The 16,084-nt window shown below is 70.8% G+C and carries 14 protein-coding genes; 3 read left to right on the plus strand and 11 right to left on the minus strand.

Annotated features, from left to right (window positions below; translation table 11 throughout):
* Positions 1 to 388: 388 nt before the first annotated feature.
* Complete coding sequence (locus ABT296_RS21555; RefSeq protein WP_351929680.1) at positions 389 to 1,342, minus strand: LysR family transcriptional regulator; 954 nt, start codon at positions 1,340 to 1,342, stop codon at positions 389 to 391.
* Between the two features lie 63 nt (positions 1,343 to 1,405).
* Here ABT296_RS21555 and ABT296_RS21560 point away from each other — a divergent pair, with 63 nt between their 5' ends.
* Positions 1,406 to 2,680 (plus strand): MFS transporter, encoded by a 1,275-nt coding sequence (locus ABT296_RS21560; RefSeq protein ID WP_351929682.1) that lies wholly within the window; start codon positions 1,406 to 1,408, stop codon positions 2,678 to 2,680.
* 151 nt (positions 2,681 to 2,831) lie between these two features.
* The gene (locus ABT296_RS21565; protein ID WP_351929684.1) at positions 2,832 to 3,836 is read left to right on the plus strand and encodes a sigma-70 family RNA polymerase sigma factor; all 1,005 of its coding nucleotides are present in this window, start codon (positions 2,832 to 2,834) and stop codon (positions 3,834 to 3,836) included.
* On the opposite strand, the gene ABT296_RS21570 is transcribed toward ABT296_RS21565, so the two are convergent.
* Positions 3,729 to 4,115 carry an STAS domain-containing protein gene (locus tag ABT296_RS21570; protein WP_351929686.1) on the minus strand — a complete coding sequence of 129 codons (387 nt, stop codon included), beginning with the start codon at positions 4,113 to 4,115 and terminating at the stop codon, positions 3,729 to 3,731. The two genes, ABT296_RS21565 and ABT296_RS21570, sit on opposite strands and share 108 nt — an antisense overlap.
* Before the next feature lie 112 nt (positions 4,116 to 4,227).
* Between ABT296_RS21570 and ABT296_RS21575 the strand changes: the two genes are divergently transcribed.
* Positions 4,228 to 5,148, plus strand: coding sequence for an AEC family transporter (locus tag ABT296_RS21575; RefSeq protein WP_351929688.1), 921 nt, complete (start codon positions 4,228 to 4,230; stop codon positions 5,146 to 5,148).
* Positions 5,149 to 5,153: 5 nt separating this feature from the next.
* Here the strand turns inward: ABT296_RS21575 and ABT296_RS21580 are convergent, their stop codons facing one another.
* From ABT296_RS21580 to ABT296_RS21620, 9 genes are all read right to left on the minus strand, one after another.
* Positions 5,154 to 5,747, minus strand: a complete 594-nt coding sequence (locus tag ABT296_RS21580; protein ID WP_351929690.1) for a Uma2 family endonuclease — start codon at positions 5,745 to 5,747, stop codon at positions 5,154 to 5,156.
* A gap of 95 nt (positions 5,748 to 5,842) precedes the next feature.
* Positions 5,843 to 7,120 carry a thymidine phosphorylase gene (locus ABT296_RS21585; protein WP_351929692.1) on the minus strand — a complete coding sequence of 426 codons (1,278 nt, stop codon included), beginning with the start codon at positions 7,118 to 7,120 and terminating at the stop codon, positions 5,843 to 5,845.
* A gap of 74 nt (positions 7,121 to 7,194) precedes the next feature.
* The gene (locus ABT296_RS21590) at positions 7,195 to 7,590 is read right to left on the minus strand and encodes a cytidine deaminase (protein ID WP_351929694.1); all 396 of its coding nucleotides are present in this window, start codon (positions 7,588 to 7,590) and stop codon (positions 7,195 to 7,197) included.
* Positions 7,587 to 8,864 (minus strand): ABC transporter permease, encoded by a 1,278-nt coding sequence (locus ABT296_RS21595; protein WP_351929696.1) that lies wholly within the window; start codon positions 8,862 to 8,864, stop codon positions 7,587 to 7,589. Before ABT296_RS21595 ends, ABT296_RS21590 begins: the two co-directional genes overlap by 4 nt.
* Positions 8,861 to 9,982, minus strand: a complete 1,122-nt coding sequence (locus ABT296_RS21600; protein WP_351929698.1) for an ABC transporter permease — start codon at positions 9,980 to 9,982, stop codon at positions 8,861 to 8,863. The genes ABT296_RS21595 and ABT296_RS21600 overlap by 4 nt, the downstream gene beginning before the upstream one ends.
* Complete coding sequence (locus ABT296_RS21605) at positions 9,982 to 11,529, minus strand: ABC transporter ATP-binding protein (protein ID WP_351929700.1); 1,548 nt, start codon at positions 11,527 to 11,529, stop codon at positions 9,982 to 9,984. Before ABT296_RS21605 ends, ABT296_RS21600 begins: the two co-directional genes overlap by 1 nt.
* 209 nt (positions 11,530 to 11,738) lie before the next feature.
* The gene (locus ABT296_RS21610) at positions 11,739 to 12,788 is read right to left on the minus strand and encodes a BMP family lipoprotein (RefSeq protein WP_351929702.1); all 1,050 of its coding nucleotides are present in this window, start codon (positions 12,786 to 12,788) and stop codon (positions 11,739 to 11,741) included.
* 381 nt (positions 12,789 to 13,169) lie between these two features.
* Entirely contained in the window at positions 13,170 to 14,219 is a 1,050-nt protein-coding gene (locus tag ABT296_RS21615) for a BMP family lipoprotein (RefSeq protein WP_351929704.1), read from the minus strand.
* 438 nt (positions 14,220 to 14,657) lie between these two features.
* Positions 14,658 to 15,872 carry a M20 family metallopeptidase gene (locus ABT296_RS21620; RefSeq protein ID WP_351929706.1) on the minus strand — a complete coding sequence of 405 codons (1,215 nt, stop codon included), beginning with the start codon at positions 15,870 to 15,872 and terminating at the stop codon, positions 14,658 to 14,660.
* Positions 15,873 to 16,084 lie beyond the last annotated feature (212 nt).

The following is a 16,084-nucleotide window of genomic DNA, read 5'->3' on the forward strand; positions in this document are numbered from 1 at the left end:
GGTGCGGCCCGGTGGGGGTTGATCGCGCAGTTCCTCGCGCCCCTGGGGGGCTGGGCGTGCGGGTTCTCGTGCCTGTGAGGTGGTGGCTGGGTGTGCGGGGCCTCGTGCCCTGGGGTGGGGGTGTTGTTCGGGTGTGGCGCCCGTGGCGTCTTGGGAGTGGGGGCCTGTTCATGGGGCGCGGGGAACTGCGCGAACAACCCCCACGGCGCCGCAGTCACAGGACAACCGCCACCACCCACCTCTCAGGGGCGCGGGGAACTGCGCGACCAGCCCCCGCCGGGTCGCGGACGGGCAACGCCCCAGGGGCGCGGGGAACTGCGCGAGCAGACCTCGTCGGGTCGCGGATGGGCAGCGGGCCAGGGTGCGATCGGGCGCCGCGGGTGTGGGTCTAGGCGGGTAGGAGGGTGCCTCTTTTGGAGAGGAGGAACTTTTTGAAGGCGGCGACCGGTGGCGTGTCCGGGTGGCCGTCCAACCAGGCCACCCCGATCTCCCGCACCGCCCGCGGCGCCGTGACCGTGAGTTCGACGACCCCCGGCCGAGCCACCGCCGGCGGCGGCAGCAACGCCACCCCCAGCCCCGCCGCGACCAGCCCCCGCAACGTCTCCGCCTCCTCCCCCTCGAACGCGATCCGCGGCTTGAACCCCGCCTCCCGGCAGAGGTCGTCGGTGATCCGCCGCAACCCGTACCCCGGCTCCAGCGTCACGAACGTTTCCTCCGCGGCCTCCGCCAGCCGGATCCGCCGCCGCCCCGACAGCCGGTGATCGGCCGGCACGACCAGCCGCAGCTTCTGCTCGTCGAGCCGCCGGCCGACCAGATCCGGCGCGTCCGGGACGGGCGAGGTCAGACACAGGTCCAGCTCCCCCGCCCGCAGCCGCTCGATCATCGCCTCGCCGTAGTTCTGGACGAGGCTGAACCGGATCCGCGGATGGTCCGCCCGGAACGCGCTGATGAGCCCGGGCACGGTCTCCCACCCCATGGTGTGCAGGAAGCCGAAGGCGACCTTCCCGGTGGCGGGGTCCGCGTCCGCGCGGACCTCGTCGGCGGCCCGCTCCACCTCCGCGAGGGCGCGTTCGACGGAGCCGAGGAAGGACCGCCCGGCCGGGGTGAGCGAGACGGTCCGCCCACGCCGGGCGAACAGTTCGACCCCCAGGTCCTGTTCGAGGCGGACCATGGCCCGCGACAGCGTCGACTGCGGGACCCCCATCTCCTGCGCGGCCCGCGTGACGTGCTCGGTGCGGGCGACCCCGGCGAAGTAGGCGAGCCGAGGGGCCAGCAACATCGCCATGTCTTCTGTGTCACTGGATGGTGACAGCCGCCCCACTGACCTCTGCTGATGCTCCATGGGAACGATTATGACGATTCCATGCATTGGACGGATCAGTGACGCCGTCCGTAACTTCGAAGCATGTCTCCCGCCAGTACCGGGGCGTCCACCACCGTGGGCGCCGCACCTTCCGTCCCTGCCCCCGACTCCCGTCTGACCCCCGGCGGCCCCGGCTACCGCCGGATGAGCTTCGCCCTCTTCCTCGCCGGTGTGGCGACCTTCGCCCTGCTCTACTCCACCCAGGCGCTGCTGCCGCTGATCTCCGGCGACTTCGGGGTGACGGCCGGCGAGGCGAGCTGGACCGTGGCGGCGGCGACCGGCGGTCTGGCCCTGTTCGTGCTGCCGATGAGCGCGCTGTCGGAGCGTTTCGGCCGCCGTACGGTGATGACCGGCTCGCTCGCGGTCGCGGTGACCGTCGGACTGCTGGTCCCCTTCGCGCCGAACCTGACGGCCCTGGTCGTGCTGCGGGCGGTGCAGGGCGCGGCGCTGGCCGGGCTGCCAGCCTCGGCGACGGCGTACCTGGCCGAGGAGGTCCGTCCGAAGGCGCTGATCACCGCGATCGGTCTGTTCGTGGCGGGCAACAGCGTGGGCGGGATGAGCGGCCGGGTCATCACCGGCTGGGTCGCGCAGGAGTGGGGCTGGCGGGTGGCCGTCGGTGTGATCGGCGTACTGGCGGTGGGCTGCGCGGTGGCGTTCCGGCTGCTGCTGCCGGCGCCCCGGCACTTCGAGGCCGGCTCGCTGCGGCCGCGGGTCCTCGTCCGGACCGTCCGCGACCACCTCGCGGACCCGCTGCTGCGGCGTCTGTACGCGATCGGCGCGCTGTTCATGACGGTGTTCGGCGGGGTGTACACGGCGATCGGCTACCGGCTGACGGAGGCGCCGTTCGGACTGGCGCAGGGCGTGATGGGCTCGATCTTCCTGGTGTACCTGGTGGGCACGGTGTCGGCGTCGACGGCGGGCCGTCTGGTGGGCCGCCTCGGCCGCCGGGGCGCCCTGTACGCGGCGGGCGGCACCACGGCGGCCGGTCTGCTGCTGTCGCTGGCCGACTCGCTGCCGCTGGTGCTGCTGGGGCTGGTGCTGATCACCGCCGGGTTCTTCGCGGGCCACGCGGTGGCCTCGTCGGCGGTGAGCAGGACGGCGACGCACGGCCGCGCCCAGGCGGCGGCGCTGTACCAGTCGGCGTACTACATCGGCTCCAGCGTGGGCAGCACGGTCGGGGCGCTGGCCTTCCACGCGAGCGGCTGGGCCGGCACGGTGGGCGTGGGCCTGCTGGCGGTGTCCGGGGTCGTCGCGATCACCGTGGCCGGCAGCCTGGCGGCGCGCGTGCGGCAGGAGCGGCTGGCCGCGGCGGCCTGAGCCGCCGGGCCCCCGCCCGCCGAAGCACCGCCTGTGACCTGCCTGTTCCTCGGCTCCGGGGGCCATTGTCAGTGGGCTGCGGTAGCTTCCGAAGTGCTGGACGCAATGAGGCGTACGACACAGGAACGGCCACAGGGGTGGGTGGACGACGATGAGCGACACGGCGACTACGACGGATCTGGACGCCACGCTGGAGCGGTACCGGGTGGAACTGACCGGGTACTGCTATCGCATGCTCGGCTCCTCCTTCGAGGCCGAGGACGCGGTGCAGGACACGCTGGTCCGGGCGTGGCGCAGCTACGACAAGTTCGAGGGCCGCTCCAGCGTCCGCTCCTGGCTGTACCGCATCGCGACCAACGTGTGCCTGGACATGCTCAACGCGGGCAACAAGCGCGCCCGGCCGATGGACCTGACCGAGTCCACGCCGCTGGCCCGCGCCGCGCTCTCCCCGCGCCCCGACCACACCTGGCTGGAGCCGATGCCGGACGCCAGAGTGCTGCCGACCGTGCAGGACCCGGCGGAGGCGGCCGTCGCCAAGGAGTCGGTGCGGCTGGCGTTCATGGCCGCGCTCCAGCAACTGCCGCCCAAGCAGCGGGCGGTGCTGATCCTGCGTGAGGTGCTGGCGTGGCGGGCCAGCGAGGTCGCCGAACTGCTCGGCACCTCGGTCGCCTCGGTCAACAGCGCCCTCCAGCGGGCCCGCGCCACGCTCGCCGAGCGGGAGCAGCGGGGCGCCGACGCCGCCGTGTCGGATCCGCTGGACGAGGAGCAGCAGAAGCTCCTGGAGCGGTATGTCGCCGCGTTCGAGGGGTACGACATGACCGCGCTGACGGCGCTGCTGCACGAGGACGCCATCATGACGATGCCGCCGTTCGACCTGTGGCTGACGGGACCTTCGGACATCACCGGCTTCATGACGACCCTGGGCGCGGCCTGCGCCAACTCCCGGCTGCTGCCGGTCCGGGCCAACGGTCTGCCTGGCTTCGCCCAGTACAAGCCGGACGAGGAGAACGGCGGCTACACCGCGTGGGCGGTGCAGGTGCTGGAGATCTCAGACGACCGGATCACCGGGTTCCACTGCTTCCTGGACACCCAGCGCTGGTTCCCGCTGTTCGGGCTGCCCCTCCACCTCGAAGCGGAGGCCGACCAGGTCCAGTAGGCCGGGCAGGGCCGGGTCGGGATCGCGCAGGCGTATCCGGCCGCCCGAGCGCCGGGCGGCCAGCTGGAGCCGGGCCAGCAGGTCGACGCCGGCGAGCCCCGGCGGGCCCAGCCCCGCGACGTCGCACACCACGACGCCGGCGCCGGTCGCCTCCAGCAGCGCGCGCACGGCGTCGCACCACCCCGTCAGCTCATCTCTGGTGAAGGGGCCGGTCAGCACGAGTACCGCGGGTGTCATGGCGTCCACGAGCGGTAGACCGGGCGGGCGGGCGGAACTCATCGCAGCCCCGCCGAAGATCACATTGACCTGCCTCCCCCCTTCACCGGAGGGTTGGGTGTATGCCCCATGAATCAGCGCCCGCGCCGTCGCAGTCCGCCGCCGAGGGGGTGCCGTGCAGGGGGTGCTGACGGGCTTCGCCGTCATCGCGGTGGTGATCCTCGTGGGGTACGGCATCGGCCGGCGCGGTCATCTCGGCGAACACGGCCGCGAGGTCCTCACCAAGCTGGCCTTCCACGTCGCCTCCCCCGCCCTGCTCTTCACCACCCTCGCCGGCACCGACCTCTCGGTGATCTTCTCCAGCCGCCTGCTGGTCACGGCCCTGAGCACGGCGGCCGCGGCCGGCGTCTTCGTCGCGGTGGGCGCCGCACGCGGCTGGGGCGTCGGCCGCACCACGATCGGCGCGCTGTGCTCCAGCTACGTCAACTCCGGCAACCTGGGCATCCCGATCGCGGTGTACGTCCTCGGCGACGCCTCGCTCGTGGCGCCGGTGCTGTTGTTCCAGCTGGTGGGGGTCACCCCGGTCGCGCTGACCATCCTCGATCTGTCGGGCGGGGGCGCCAAGGGCCCGTTGTGGCGCCGCCTGATCACCCCGCTGCGCAATCCGATCGCGGCGGGGTCACTGGCCGGGGTGCTGGTCTCGGCGACCGGGGTGCGGGTCCCCGCGCCGGTCCTGGACCCGCTGACGCTGATCGGCGGCATGTCGGTCCCGGCGGTGCTGCTGGCCTTCGGCATCTCCCTGTGCGGCAGCACGCTGCCCGGCCGGGGCCCGGACCGCGGCCCGGTCCTGCTCTCGGTCGCCCTGAAGTCCCTGGGCCAGCCCGCGGCGGCCTGGGCCCTGGCGGCAGGCGTCTTCGGTCTGCGCGGCGCCCCACTCCTGGACGTGGTGGTGACCTCGGCCCTCCCCGCCGCCCAGAACCTCTACACGTACGCGTCGCGCTACGGCGTGGGTGAACGGCTGGCCCGCGACTCGATCCTGCTGTCGACGGTGGTCTCGGTGCCGGTCCTGGTGGCCGTGGCGGCGGTGCTGGGGTGAGCGCCTCAGCTCAGCGGGAAGATGCCGGTGTCGAGGACCAGCTTGAACGGTGCCGGTAGCGTCAGTCCCTCTCCGTACTCCACGGACGCGAGGACTCGGTAGGTGCCGCTCCGGGGTTCTCCGTAGAGCGTCGCAGTCGGGCGCCCCGACTGCCAGGCGTCGAGGAGAAGGTAGAGCGGCACGCCTGCCACGGCGTAACCGTGAGCCTTCTTGATGCGATCGTGGTTCGCATTGCTCCGGGACGTGACCTCGACGACCAGCTCCGCCTCGCCCGCATGCACGCGCGTACCGCGGCGCAACGCAGGCCTCGGCACGACGCAGAGGTCGGGAACGAACAGGCCGCCGGTCTCGGGACATGTGAGCCCAAGGGTCTGGTAGATGCCCCAGTCGCTGCCAGGTGGCCGTGCACCGTACAGGAGTTCGTGAAGCAGCTCGGCAGTGTCGTTGTGTTCCTCTGACGGCGGCGGCGGCACGGTGACGATCCCTTCGATGATCTCCACCTTGCTCCCCTGAGGGGCGTCCGTCTCCTCCCAGACACGGACGATCTCGTCCCAGTCGGCGCCCCCGGAGGCACCGGACTCGGAGGCGAGTGCGCTCATGGCGGTCTCCTATCGGTACGTCACCGATCCCAGCATGCCGAACGGGACCGGCGCAGGTCCACCGATCCCGTTCACCCGAAGGGGGAAACCGCAGGTCAGGCGATTCGTTCCAGCACCACCGGCGAGGCGGTGAAGGCCGTGCCCGGGGCGGCGATGTCGTAGGAACCCTCGACCGACTTCAGGGCGTACTCGAAGCGCTCGGGGGTGTCCGTGTGGAGGGTGAGCAGGGGCTGGCCCTCCGTCACCGTGTCGCCGGGCTTGGCGTGGAGTTCGATGCCGGCGCCCGCCTGGACCGGGTCCTCCTTGCGGGCGCGGCCGGCGCCGAGGCGCCAGGCGCCGACGCCGATGTCGTAGGCGTCGAGGCGGGTCAGGACGCCCGAGGAGGGCGCCTTGATCACATGCTGCTCGCGGGCGACGGGCAGCTCGGCGTCCGGGTCGCCGCCCTGGGCCGCGATCATGCGGCGCCAGACGTCCATCGCGGAGCCGTCGGCGAGGGCCTTCGCCGGGTCGGCGTCGTGGATGCCGGCCGCCGCCAGCATCTCGCGGGCCAGGGCGACCGTCAGCTCCACGACGTCCGCCGGGCCGCCGCCCGCCAGGACCTCCACCGACTCGCGGACCTCCAGCGCGTTGCCCGCGGTGAGGCCGAGGGGGGTGGACATGTCGGTGAGCAGGGCCACCGTCTTCACGCCGTGGTCGGTGCCGAGGCCCACCATCGTCGACGCCAGCTCGCGCGCGTCCTCGATCGTCTTCATGAAGGCGCCGGTGCCGACCTTGACGTCCAGGACCAGGGAACCGGTGCCCTCGGCGATCTTCTTGGACATGATCGAGGAGGCGATCAGCGGGATCGCCTCGACCGTGCCGGTGACGTCCCGCAGGGCGTAGAGCTTCTTGTCGGCGGGGGCGAGGCCGTCGCCGGCCGCGCAGATGACCGCGCCGGTGGTGTCCAGGACGTCCAGCATCTCCTCGTTGGAGAGCAGGGCGCGCCAGCCGGGGATCGACTCCAGCTTGTCCAGGGTGCCGCCGGTGTGGCCGAGGCCGCGGCCGGAGAGCTGCGGGACGGCCGCGCCGCAGGCGGCGACCAGGGGCGCCAGCGGGAGGGTGATCTTGTCGCCGACGCCGCCGGTGGAGTGCTTGTCGGCGGTCGGGCGGGACAGCGAGGAGAAGTCCATGCGCTCGCCGGAGGCGATCATCGCGGCCGTCCAGCGGGCGATCTCGCCCCGGTTCATGCCGTTGAGCAGGATCGCCATGTTGAGGGCGGCCATCTGGTAGTCGGCGACCTCCCCGCGGGTGTACGCGTCGATCACCCAGTCGATCTGCTCGTCGCTGAGCTCACCGCGGTCCCGCTTGGTGCGGATGACGGAGATGGCATCCATGGCGATGGTGTCCTTCCAGAGGTACAGGGAAGTGCACGGCCCCTCCGAACCGACTCGGAGGGGCCGTACGGGAGTTACTGAGAGAGGTGGTCCGGGCCGAAGGCCTGCGGCAGCATCCGCGACAGCGGCACGATCCCCGCCGGGGTCTCCAGCAGGAGTTCCGGGCCGCCGAACTCGTACAGCAGCTGCCGGCAGCGGCCGCACGGGACGAGGATCTCGCCCCGGCCGTCCACGCAGGTGAAGTGCGTCAGACGCCCGCCCCCGGTGCGCTGGAGCTCCGAGACCAGACCGCACTCGGCACACAGGCCGAGCCCGTAGGAGGCGTTCTCCACGTTGCAGCCGGAGACCGTGCGGCCGTCGTCGACCAGGGCGGCGGCGCCGACCGGGAAGCCGGAGTAGGGGGCGTAGGCACGGCCCATCGCCTCCCGCGCCAGCTCCCGCAGCGCGTGCCAGTCGGGCTCGCCCGTCACTTGCCCTGGCCCTTGCGGTAGGGCAGTCCGTCCGCCTTGGGCATCCGCAGCCGCTGCGCGGACAGGGCGAGGACGATCAGCGTGATGACGTACGGCGTGGCCGAGACGACCTGGTTGGGGACCTCGTTGGTGCCGGCGTACCAGGCGTACACCAGGGCGCCGATCACCGCGGTGATCATCGACGAGGCGTACTTCTTCCTGACCACCAGCCAGATCGCGCCGATGATCAGCAGCATCGCGCCGAGCAGCAGCAGCGCGTGGACGTTCTCGGAGCCGCCGCGCAGGTTGAGGCTGTCGGTGTAGCCGAACAGGCCCGCGCCGAGGGCGAGTCCGCCCGGCATCCAGTTGCCGAAGATCATCGCCGCGAGACCGATGTAACCGCGGCCGCTGACCTGGCCCTCCAGGTAGAACGGGTTGGCCACGATGGAGAGGAAGACGCCGCCGAGGCCGGCCAGGCCGCCGGAGATGATCACGGCGATGTACTTGTACTTGTAGACGTTCACGCCGAGGGACTCGGCCGCGACCGGGTTCTCGCCGCAGGAGCGCAGCCGCAGACCGAACGCGGTGCGCCACAGGATCCACCAGGTGGCCGGGATCAGCGCGATGGCGATCAGGGTCAGCCAGGAGACGTTGGTGACCAGGCCGCCGAGCAGGCCGGCGACGTCGGAGACGAAGAACCAGCCCTGGTCGTTGAGGTCGCGCAGCCCGTCGGACAGGCCCGGCACGGTGAAGTGGCCGAGGGATTCGACCGCCGGGGACTGCTTGGCGGAGCCGCCCGCGTGGCCCTCGAAGGCGAGGGGCGCGAGGTAGCGGGTGATGCCGAGGGCGAGGATGTTGATCGCCACACCGGAGACGATGTGGTTGACCCGGAAGGTGACGGTGGCGATGGCGTGCAGGACGCCGCCGACGCAGCCGCCGATGATGCCGACGGCGACACCGGTCCACGGGCCCCACTGGAAGCCGGCCCAGGCGCCGAACCAGGTGCCGAAGATCATCATGCCTTCGAGGCCGATGTTGACGACGCCGGCCCGTTCGGCCCACAGACCGCCGAGACCGGCGAGGCCGATCGGCACGGCGAGCTGGAGCGCGGTGGACATCTGGCTGACGTTGGTGATGCCGTCGGCGCCGGTGATGATGCGGACGACGGAGACCAGCGCCAGGGCTCCGGCGATGATCAGCAGCAGGACGGGCCACGACAGGCGGCGGCCGGTGGGCGCCGTGGGCTGCAGCGTGGGCTGGTTGACGTCGACCGCCGAGGTCTGCGGGCTGGTCATCGGCCGGCCACCTCCTTCGTGTTGTTGTCGGCGCCGAGGACGTGACCGGCGGCCAGTTCGGCGCCGACCCGGCGCTGCTGGCGGCGCAGGCCCCATTCGCGGACGGCCTCGTAGGAGACGACGACCGAGAGGACGATCAGGCCCTGCATGATGACCGCGATCTCCTTGTCGTAGTCGTGGAAGTCCAGCTCGGGCGATGCCTTGTCGAGCCAGGCCCACAGGAGGGCGGCGAACGCGATGCCGACCGGGCTGTTGCGGCCGAGCAGGGCGATGCCGATGCCCAGGAAGCCGATGCCGGTGGGGAAGTTCAGGCTGTACGTGTGGGTGTCGCCCATCAGGATGGGCAGGCCGGCCAGACCGGCGATGGCACCCGAGATCAGCATGGCGGTGAGCACCATGCGCTTGGGGTCGACACCGCTGGCCGCCGCGGCGGACTCCGAGGCGCCGGAGGCGCGCAGGTCGAAGCCGAAGCGGGTGCGGTTGAGGGTGACCCAGTAGCCGATGCCGAGCAGGACGGCGAGCAGGACCAGGCCGTAGATCTCGCCGGCGTCGCCCATGTCGAAGCCGGGGATCCAGCCGGACTCGTGCATCTCGCCGGTGGTGTTGTTGTTGCCGACCTTCACACCGAAGACGTCGGGCAGCCACAGGTAGGCGATGACGGAGGTCGCGATCGCGTTGAGCATGATCGTCGCGACGACCTCGCTGACCCCCCGGGTGACCTTCAGGACGCCGGCGATGCCGGACCAGAAGGCGCCGGTGCACAGCGCGGTCAGGATCAGCAGCGGCACCTGGAGCGCGGCGGGGAGGTCGGCGTGCGCGCCCACGATGGCGGTCATCATGGCGGCGAGCTGGTACTGGCCGTCGACACCGATGTTGAACAGGTTCATCCGGAAGCCGATGGCCACCGCGAGGGCCGCGATGTAGTACATCGAGGCCTGGTTGACGATCAGCACCTGGATGTCGGAGTAGGTGGCCTGCTCGAACATCAGGGTGTACGGCTCGACCGGGTTCTTGCCCGAGGCGATGAGCACGATCGAGCTCAGCGCGAAGGCCACGGCGAGCGCGATGACCGGGCCGGCCACCGCGAGGAGCAGGCGCTCCTTGTCGAACTTCTTCATCAGCGGGCCTCGTCTTCGCCGGGCTCAGGGGTTTCTTCGTGCTCCAGGTGGCCGGTCGCGGCGCCGGTCATCGCCGAACCCAGCTCCTCCGGGGTGACGGTGGCCGGGTCGGCGTCCGCGACCAGCTTGCCGTTGTAGATCACCCGGAGCGTGTCGGACAGGCCGATGAGCTCGTCGAGGTCGGCGGAGATCAGCAGCACGGCCAGGCCCTCGCGGCGGGCCTCGCGGATGTGGTCCCAGATCGCGGCCTGCGCGCCGACGTCGACACCGCGGGTGGGGTGTGCGGCGATCAGGAAGCGCGGCTTGTGGCTCATCTCGCGGCCGACGATCAGCTTCTGCTGGTTGCCGCCGGACAGCGAGGCCGCGGTGACGTCGATGCCCGGGGTGCGGACGTCGTACGTCTCGACGATGCGGCGGGTGTCGGCCTGTGCGGCCTTCGGGTCCAGCCAGACGCCCTTGGCGTTGGGCTTCTCGGTGACGTGACCGAGGATGCGGTTCTCCCAGAGGGGTGCCTCCAGGAGCAGGCCGTGGCGGTGGCGGTCCTCGGGGATGTAGCCGATGCCCTGCTCGCGGCGCTTGCGGGTGGCCCAGGAGGTGATCTCCTCCTCGGCCAGCGTGATGGTGCCGGAGTCGGCGCCCTTGAGGCCGATGAGGGCGTCCACCAGCTCGGTCTGGCCGTTGCCCTCGACGCCGGCGATGCCCAGGATCTCGCCCGCGTGGATGGTGAAGGTGATGTCGTCCAGCAGGGCCTTGCCGCCGGGCGCCGCCAGGCGCAGCTTGTCGACGGTGAGGACCGGGCGGTCGGTGACCGTGGACTCGGCGGTCTGAGGGGTGGGCAGCTCGCTGCCGACCATCATCTCGGCGAGCTGACGGGGCGTCGTCTCGGCCGGGACGGCCGTGCCGACGGTGGTGCCGCGGCGGATGACGGTGATCTCGTCGGCGACGGAGAGCACCTCGCCGAGCTTGTGGGAGATGAAGATGACCGACAGGCCCTCGGACTTCAGCTCGCGCAGGTTGTCGAAGAGCGCGTCGACCTCCTGCGGCACGAGCACGGCCGTGGGCTCGTCGAGGATCAGCGTGGTGGCGCCGCGGTAGAGGACCTTGAGGATCTCCACGCGCTGGCGGGCGGCGACGCCGAGCTCCTCGACCAGGACGTCGGGGCGCACCCCGAGGCCGTAGCGGTCGGAGAGCTCCTTGATCTTGCGGCGGGCCTTGGCGCCGATGCCGTAGAGCTGCTCGCTGCCGAGCGCCACGTTCTCCAGGACCGTGAGGTTGTCGGCGAGCATGAAGTGCTGGTGGACCATGCCGATGCCACGGACGATGGCGTCGGCCGGGGACGAGAAGGTGACCTGCTCGCCGTCGACCGCGATGGTCCCCTCGTCCGGCTTCTGCATGCCGTAGAGGATCTTCATCAGGGTCGACTTGCCGGCGCCGTTCTCGCCGACGAGGGCGTGCACGGTGCCCTTGCGGACGGTGAGGTGGATGTCGTGGTTGGCCACGACGCCCGGGAATCGCTTCGTGATCCCGGCGAGCTCGACGGCGGTCACCTGACCGTTGACCGCCGCGCCGGCCGGAGGGCTGCTGGACGCGTTGATGGCGCACTCTCCTGGGGACGGGGGTCGTCTACGCGCGTAGCGCCCCTACGGCATACAAAGGGGTGACGCATCGCTGACAACGGGGTACGGGGAGACAGCCTCCCCGTACCCCGTTGAGCGGACGTAACCCCGCGGTTACACGCTGCTCAGGGTGTTGCTGTTCAGCTGCTCTTGACCTTGATCTCGCCGTTGATGATCTTCTCCTTGGCCGTGTCGATGGCTTCCTGGAGCTTGGCGTCGTCGGCGAACTTCGGGTTGGAGTTCGCCAGGCTCACCTCGCCGGACTTCAGATCGCCACGAACGATACCGGTCTCGGGCTTTCCGTTCTCGACCGACTTCGCCAGGTTGTAGACCGCCTTGGCGACATCCTTCATCGCCGAGGTCAGGATCGAGTCCTTGTACTTGGCGAGGGCTTCCTGGCTGTACTGGTCGGAGTCGACGCCGATGGCCCACACCTGGTTGGCGGCGGCGGCCTCGATGACACCCTGGCCGGAGAGACCGGCGGCCGCGTAGACGACGTCCGCCTTCTTCTCGATCTGGCCCTCGGCGGCCGTCTTGCCCTTGTCGGGGCTGGAGAAGCCACCCTCCTCCGCGGTCTGCGTGAGGTACTGGGAGAGGACCGTCGCCTTGGGGTTGGTGTCCTTGACGCCCTGCTCGAAGCCCGCCTGGAACTTGTGGATCAGCGGGATGTCCACGCCGCCCACGAAGCCGACCGTGTTGGTCTTGGTGCTCTTGGCGGCGGCGACACCGGCCAGGTAGGACGCCTCCTCCTCGGAGAAGACCAGGTCGGCGACGTTCTCCGCCTCGACCGTGGAGTCGTCCACGATGCCGAAGGTGGTGTCCGGGAACTTCTCCGCGGCGCCCTTCACGGCGGCGGCGTAGGCGTAGCCGACACCCACGACCGGGTTGTAGCCCTGCTTGGCGAGGGACTCCAGGCGCTGCTGCTTGTCCGCGTCGGTCTCGCCCTCGGTGGGCTCGACGTCCTGCGTCTCGTAGCCGAACTCCTTCTTCGCCTGCTCCAGGCCCGCGAACGCCGCGTCGTTGAAGGACTGGTCGCCCTTGCCGCCGACGTCGTACGCGATGGCCAGGCCCTTGTCGCCCTTGGACTCGGACGAGCCGCTCTCGGACGAGGTGCCGCCGCAGGCGGAGAGAGCGAGGGCCAGAGAGGCGGTCGCTGCGCCTGCGACCGTGATCCGGGAAATCCGGCGCATGTGAAGTGCTCCTAGTCGTGCTGACGTGGCCGGAGAAATGCGCGTGGGGGTCTCCCGCACTTCTCCGGGTTCGCCCAGCGCCGGACGGTTCACAGCTTCGACGCTGGCTTCGCCGCAGATTAACGCGCGTAGACCTGCCTGAAAACCCCTTCTGTCCACCTTGTTATGCGGCCGTGCCCAACGCCACTGCCCGGCGGGCCGGGGGCTCGCCGACCGCTAACGGAAGGTGGCGGTGGGTGATCTTCGAGGGCCGTGGGGATCGATCGGCCGGGGGCGCGGCGGGTGTCCCGCGCGGAACGCCGAAGCGGGCGGGTGTCCAGGACACCCGCCCGCCTCATGCGACTTCGGTACTCCGACCGCATTGCGCCGTCGGAGTGGCACTCACTCCGTGTTGACCTTGATGGTCCCCGCGATGATGTCCTCCTTGGCCTTGGCCACGGCGTCGGTCAGACCCGGGATCTCGGCCATCTTCGGGTTGCTCTCGGCCAGGCCCACGCCGTCGACCTTGAGGTCGAAGGTCTGCACACCGGTCAGCGGCTTGTCGTCCTGCACGGACTCGGCGAGGGTGAACACCGCACCGCCGACGTCCTTGAGCGCGGAGGTGAGGATGTAGTCCTTGTACGCCGACAGGGCTTCCTGCTGGTACTGGTCGGAGTCGACACCGATCGCCCAGACCTTCGCCTTGGCGGCGGCCTCGATGACGCCCTGGCCGGACAGACCGGCCGCCTGGTAGACGACGTCGGCGTTCTTCTCGATCTGGCCCTCGGCGGCGGCCTTGCCCTTGTCGGGGCTGGAGAAGCCACCCTCCTCGGCGGTCTGCGTCAGGTACTGCGAGACGACCTTGACCTTCGGGTTGGTGTCCTCGACGCCCTGCTTGTAGCCGGCCTCGAACTTGTGGATCAGCGGGATGTCCACACCGCCCACGAAGCCGACCGTGTTGGTCTTGGTGGCCTTGGCGGCGGCGACACCGGCGAGGTAGGAGGCCTCCTGCTCGGCGAAGACCAGGGAGGCGACGTTGTCGCCCTCGACGACGGAGTCGACGATGCCGAAGGTGGTCTTCGGGTACTTCGCGGCGACGGCCTCCATCGCGGGACCGTAGGCGAAGCCGACGCCGATGACCGGGTTGTAGCCCTGCTTGGCGAGGGAGGACAGACGCTGTTCCTTGTCGGCGTCCGTCTCGCCCTCGGTGGGCTCGATGTCGGCGGTCTTGTAGCCGAACTCCTTCTGGGCCTTCTCCAGACCGGCGTACGCGGCGTCGTTGAAGGACTGGTCGCCCTTGCCGCCGATGTCGTACGCGATCGCCAGGCCCAGCTCCTCCTTGGTGGAGCTGCTGCTGTCGCTGTCGCTGCTGGTGCCACCGCACGCCGTGGCGGCGAGCGCGATCGACGCGACCCCCACCGCGACACGGGCCAGTTTGGATGTCCGACGCATCGTGAAGTTCCCCATTCTCCAAAAGCCCCGCAGTGGGTGCCTCAGTTCGGCGCACATTAACGCGCGTAGACACCCTTGGGAACGGGGTACCGCTTGGCCGTTATCCATTCGTGCCGATGGCCGGTTACGTCCCCGTGAACCACCGTCCCGAAAGGTGTGAATCGGGACGTTGGGGCGTGGGTGTGGGCGCCGCCATGGGGCCAGACTCCACCCGGGGGCGGGGTGGCGCAACCGGAGGGGGTGCGGTGCGTTGCCGGTGCCGGCCGGTGGGGTTGATCGCGCAGTTCCCCGCGCCCCTATCGGGTTGTCGGGGCTGTGCGGGTTCGTCTGGGCTGGTCGCGCAGTTCCTCGCGCCCCTAAGAGGTTGGTGGGGCTGTGCGGGTTTGTTGGGGCTGGGCGCGCAGTTCCCCGCGCCCCTTGCGGGGCGCGGGTCGGCGGTTACAGGTCGATCAGGGCTGCTGCCGTGAAGAGTTCCACGCCGACCGTGATGGCGTGTTCGTCCACGTCGAAGTCGCCCTGGTGGAGGTCGCGGACCGTGCGCTCGCCGGGGGTGCGGACGCCCAGGCGGGCCATGGCGCCGGGGACGCGCTCCAGGTACCAGGAGAAGTCCTCGCCGCCCAGGCTCTGCTCGGTGCCCTCCACGGCGTCGGCGCCGCGGCGGGCGATCATCGCGTCGCGCAGCAGTTCGGTGACGCCGGGGTCGTTGACCACGGGCGGCACCCCGCGGACGTAGTTGATCTCGGACTTGGCCCGGTGCAGGTTGGCGACCTCGTCGATCGCGCCGACCACGATGTCGGGCGCCTGCCGCCAGGCGTCGAGGTCGAGGCAGCGCACGGTGCCGGAGAGCTCGGCGTGCTGCGGGATGACGTTCGGGGCGTGCCCGGACTCGATGCGGCCCCAGGTCACGGCGAGTCCGCTGCGGGTGTCCACCCGGCGGGCGACCAGCGCGGGCACGTCGGTGACCACCCGGGCGACGGCGGTGACCAGGTCGGTGGTCAGGTGGGGGCGCGCGGTGTGGCCGCCGGGGCCGTCCAGCGCGATCTCCAGCCGGTCGCAGGCGGAGGTGATGGCGCCCTCGCGGATGCCGATCCTCCCGGCGTCCACCCGGGGGTCGCAGTGCACGGCGACGATCCGGCCGACGCCCTCCAGCGCCCCGCACCCGATGGCGTCCGCGGCACCGCCGGGCAGCACCTCCTCGGCGGGCTGGAAGATCAGCCGCACCGGGCGCGGCAGCCGGCCCTGCCGGTGCAGTTCGGCGAGGACCAGTCCGGCGCCGAGCACCACGGTGGTGTGGACGTCGTGGCCGCAGGCGTGGGCGCGGTCCGGCACGGTCGAGCGGTAGGCGCAGTCCGTCTTGGCGTCCGGGATGGGCAGCGCGTCGATGTCGGCCCGCAGGGCGAGCGCGGGCAGCCCGTCCTCCCAGTTGCCGATGTCACAGAGGAGGCCGGTGCCGACGGCGAGCACCCGCGGACGGAGCCCCGCCCGCTCCAGGCGCTCCTTGATCGCGGCGGTCGTGCGGAACTCCTGGTTGCCGAGCTCGGGGTGCATGTGCAAGTCGCGACGGAACGCGACGAGTTCGGCGCGCAGCGACTCGGGCAGCGCGCCGGGAAGCAACGCTTCCCCCGGAAGGTCGGCCTCGGACTCTACGGACATCAATTGCTTCACCCTCTGAAGGGTAGGACGCCCGGGTGGCCAACTGACCCACGATCAACAAAAGTTCAGCCCGTTAGGGGAAGAAAATCTGGCCGCCAGACGCATAGGCGTGGTCTGAGACGGGTAAACTCACTCACTTTTCGAGCGAGTCGATCATGACTACCCGTCCGTTCTCCTCCTCAACCCTTACCACGCCCCGCACGGCGGCGTCG

Source organism: Streptomyces sp. NPDC000983, from assembly GCF_040299205.1.
Classification (GTDB): Bacteria; Actinomycetota; Actinomycetes; order Streptomycetales; family Streptomycetaceae; genus Streptomyces.

Excerpts from the sequence above, each read along its gene's own strand:
- ABT296_RS21555 (WP_351929680.1), bottom strand. The coding sequence starts at position 1,342 with ATGGAGCATCAGCAGAGGTCAGTGGGGCGGCTGTCACCATCCAGTGAC.
- ABT296_RS21560 (WP_351929682.1), top strand. The coding sequence starts at position 1,406 with ATGTCTCCCGCCAGTACCGGGGCGTCCACCACCGTGGGCGCCGCACCT.
- ABT296_RS21565 (WP_351929684.1), top strand. The coding sequence starts at position 2,832 with ATGAGCGACACGGCGACTACGACGGATCTGGACGCCACGCTGGAGCGG.
- ABT296_RS21570 (WP_351929686.1), bottom strand. The coding sequence starts at position 4,115 with ATGAGTTCCGCCCGCCCGCCCGGTCTACCGCTCGTGGACGCCATGACA.
- ABT296_RS21580 (WP_351929690.1), bottom strand. The coding sequence starts at position 5,747 with ATGAGCGCACTCGCCTCCGAGTCCGGTGCCTCCGGGGGCGCCGACTGG.
- ABT296_RS21585 (WP_351929692.1), bottom strand. The coding sequence starts at position 7,120 with ATGGATGCCATCTCCGTCATCCGCACCAAGCGGGACCGCGGTGAGCTC.
- ABT296_RS21595 (WP_351929696.1), bottom strand. The coding sequence starts at position 8,864 with ATGACCAGCCCGCAGACCTCGGCGGTCGACGTCAACCAGCCCACGCTG.
- ABT296_RS21600 (WP_351929698.1), bottom strand. The coding sequence starts at position 9,982 with ATGAAGAAGTTCGACAAGGAGCGCCTGCTCCTCGCGGTGGCCGGCCCG.
- ABT296_RS21610 (WP_351929702.1), bottom strand. The coding sequence starts at position 12,788 with ATGCGCCGGATTTCCCGGATCACGGTCGCAGGCGCAGCGACCGCCTCT.
- ABT296_RS21615 (WP_351929704.1), bottom strand. The coding sequence starts at position 14,219 with ATGCGTCGGACATCCAAACTGGCCCGTGTCGCGGTGGGGGTCGCGTCG.
- ABT296_RS21620 (WP_351929706.1), bottom strand. The coding sequence starts at position 15,872 with ATGTCCGTAGAGTCCGAGGCCGACCTTCCGGGGGAAGCGTTGCTTCCC.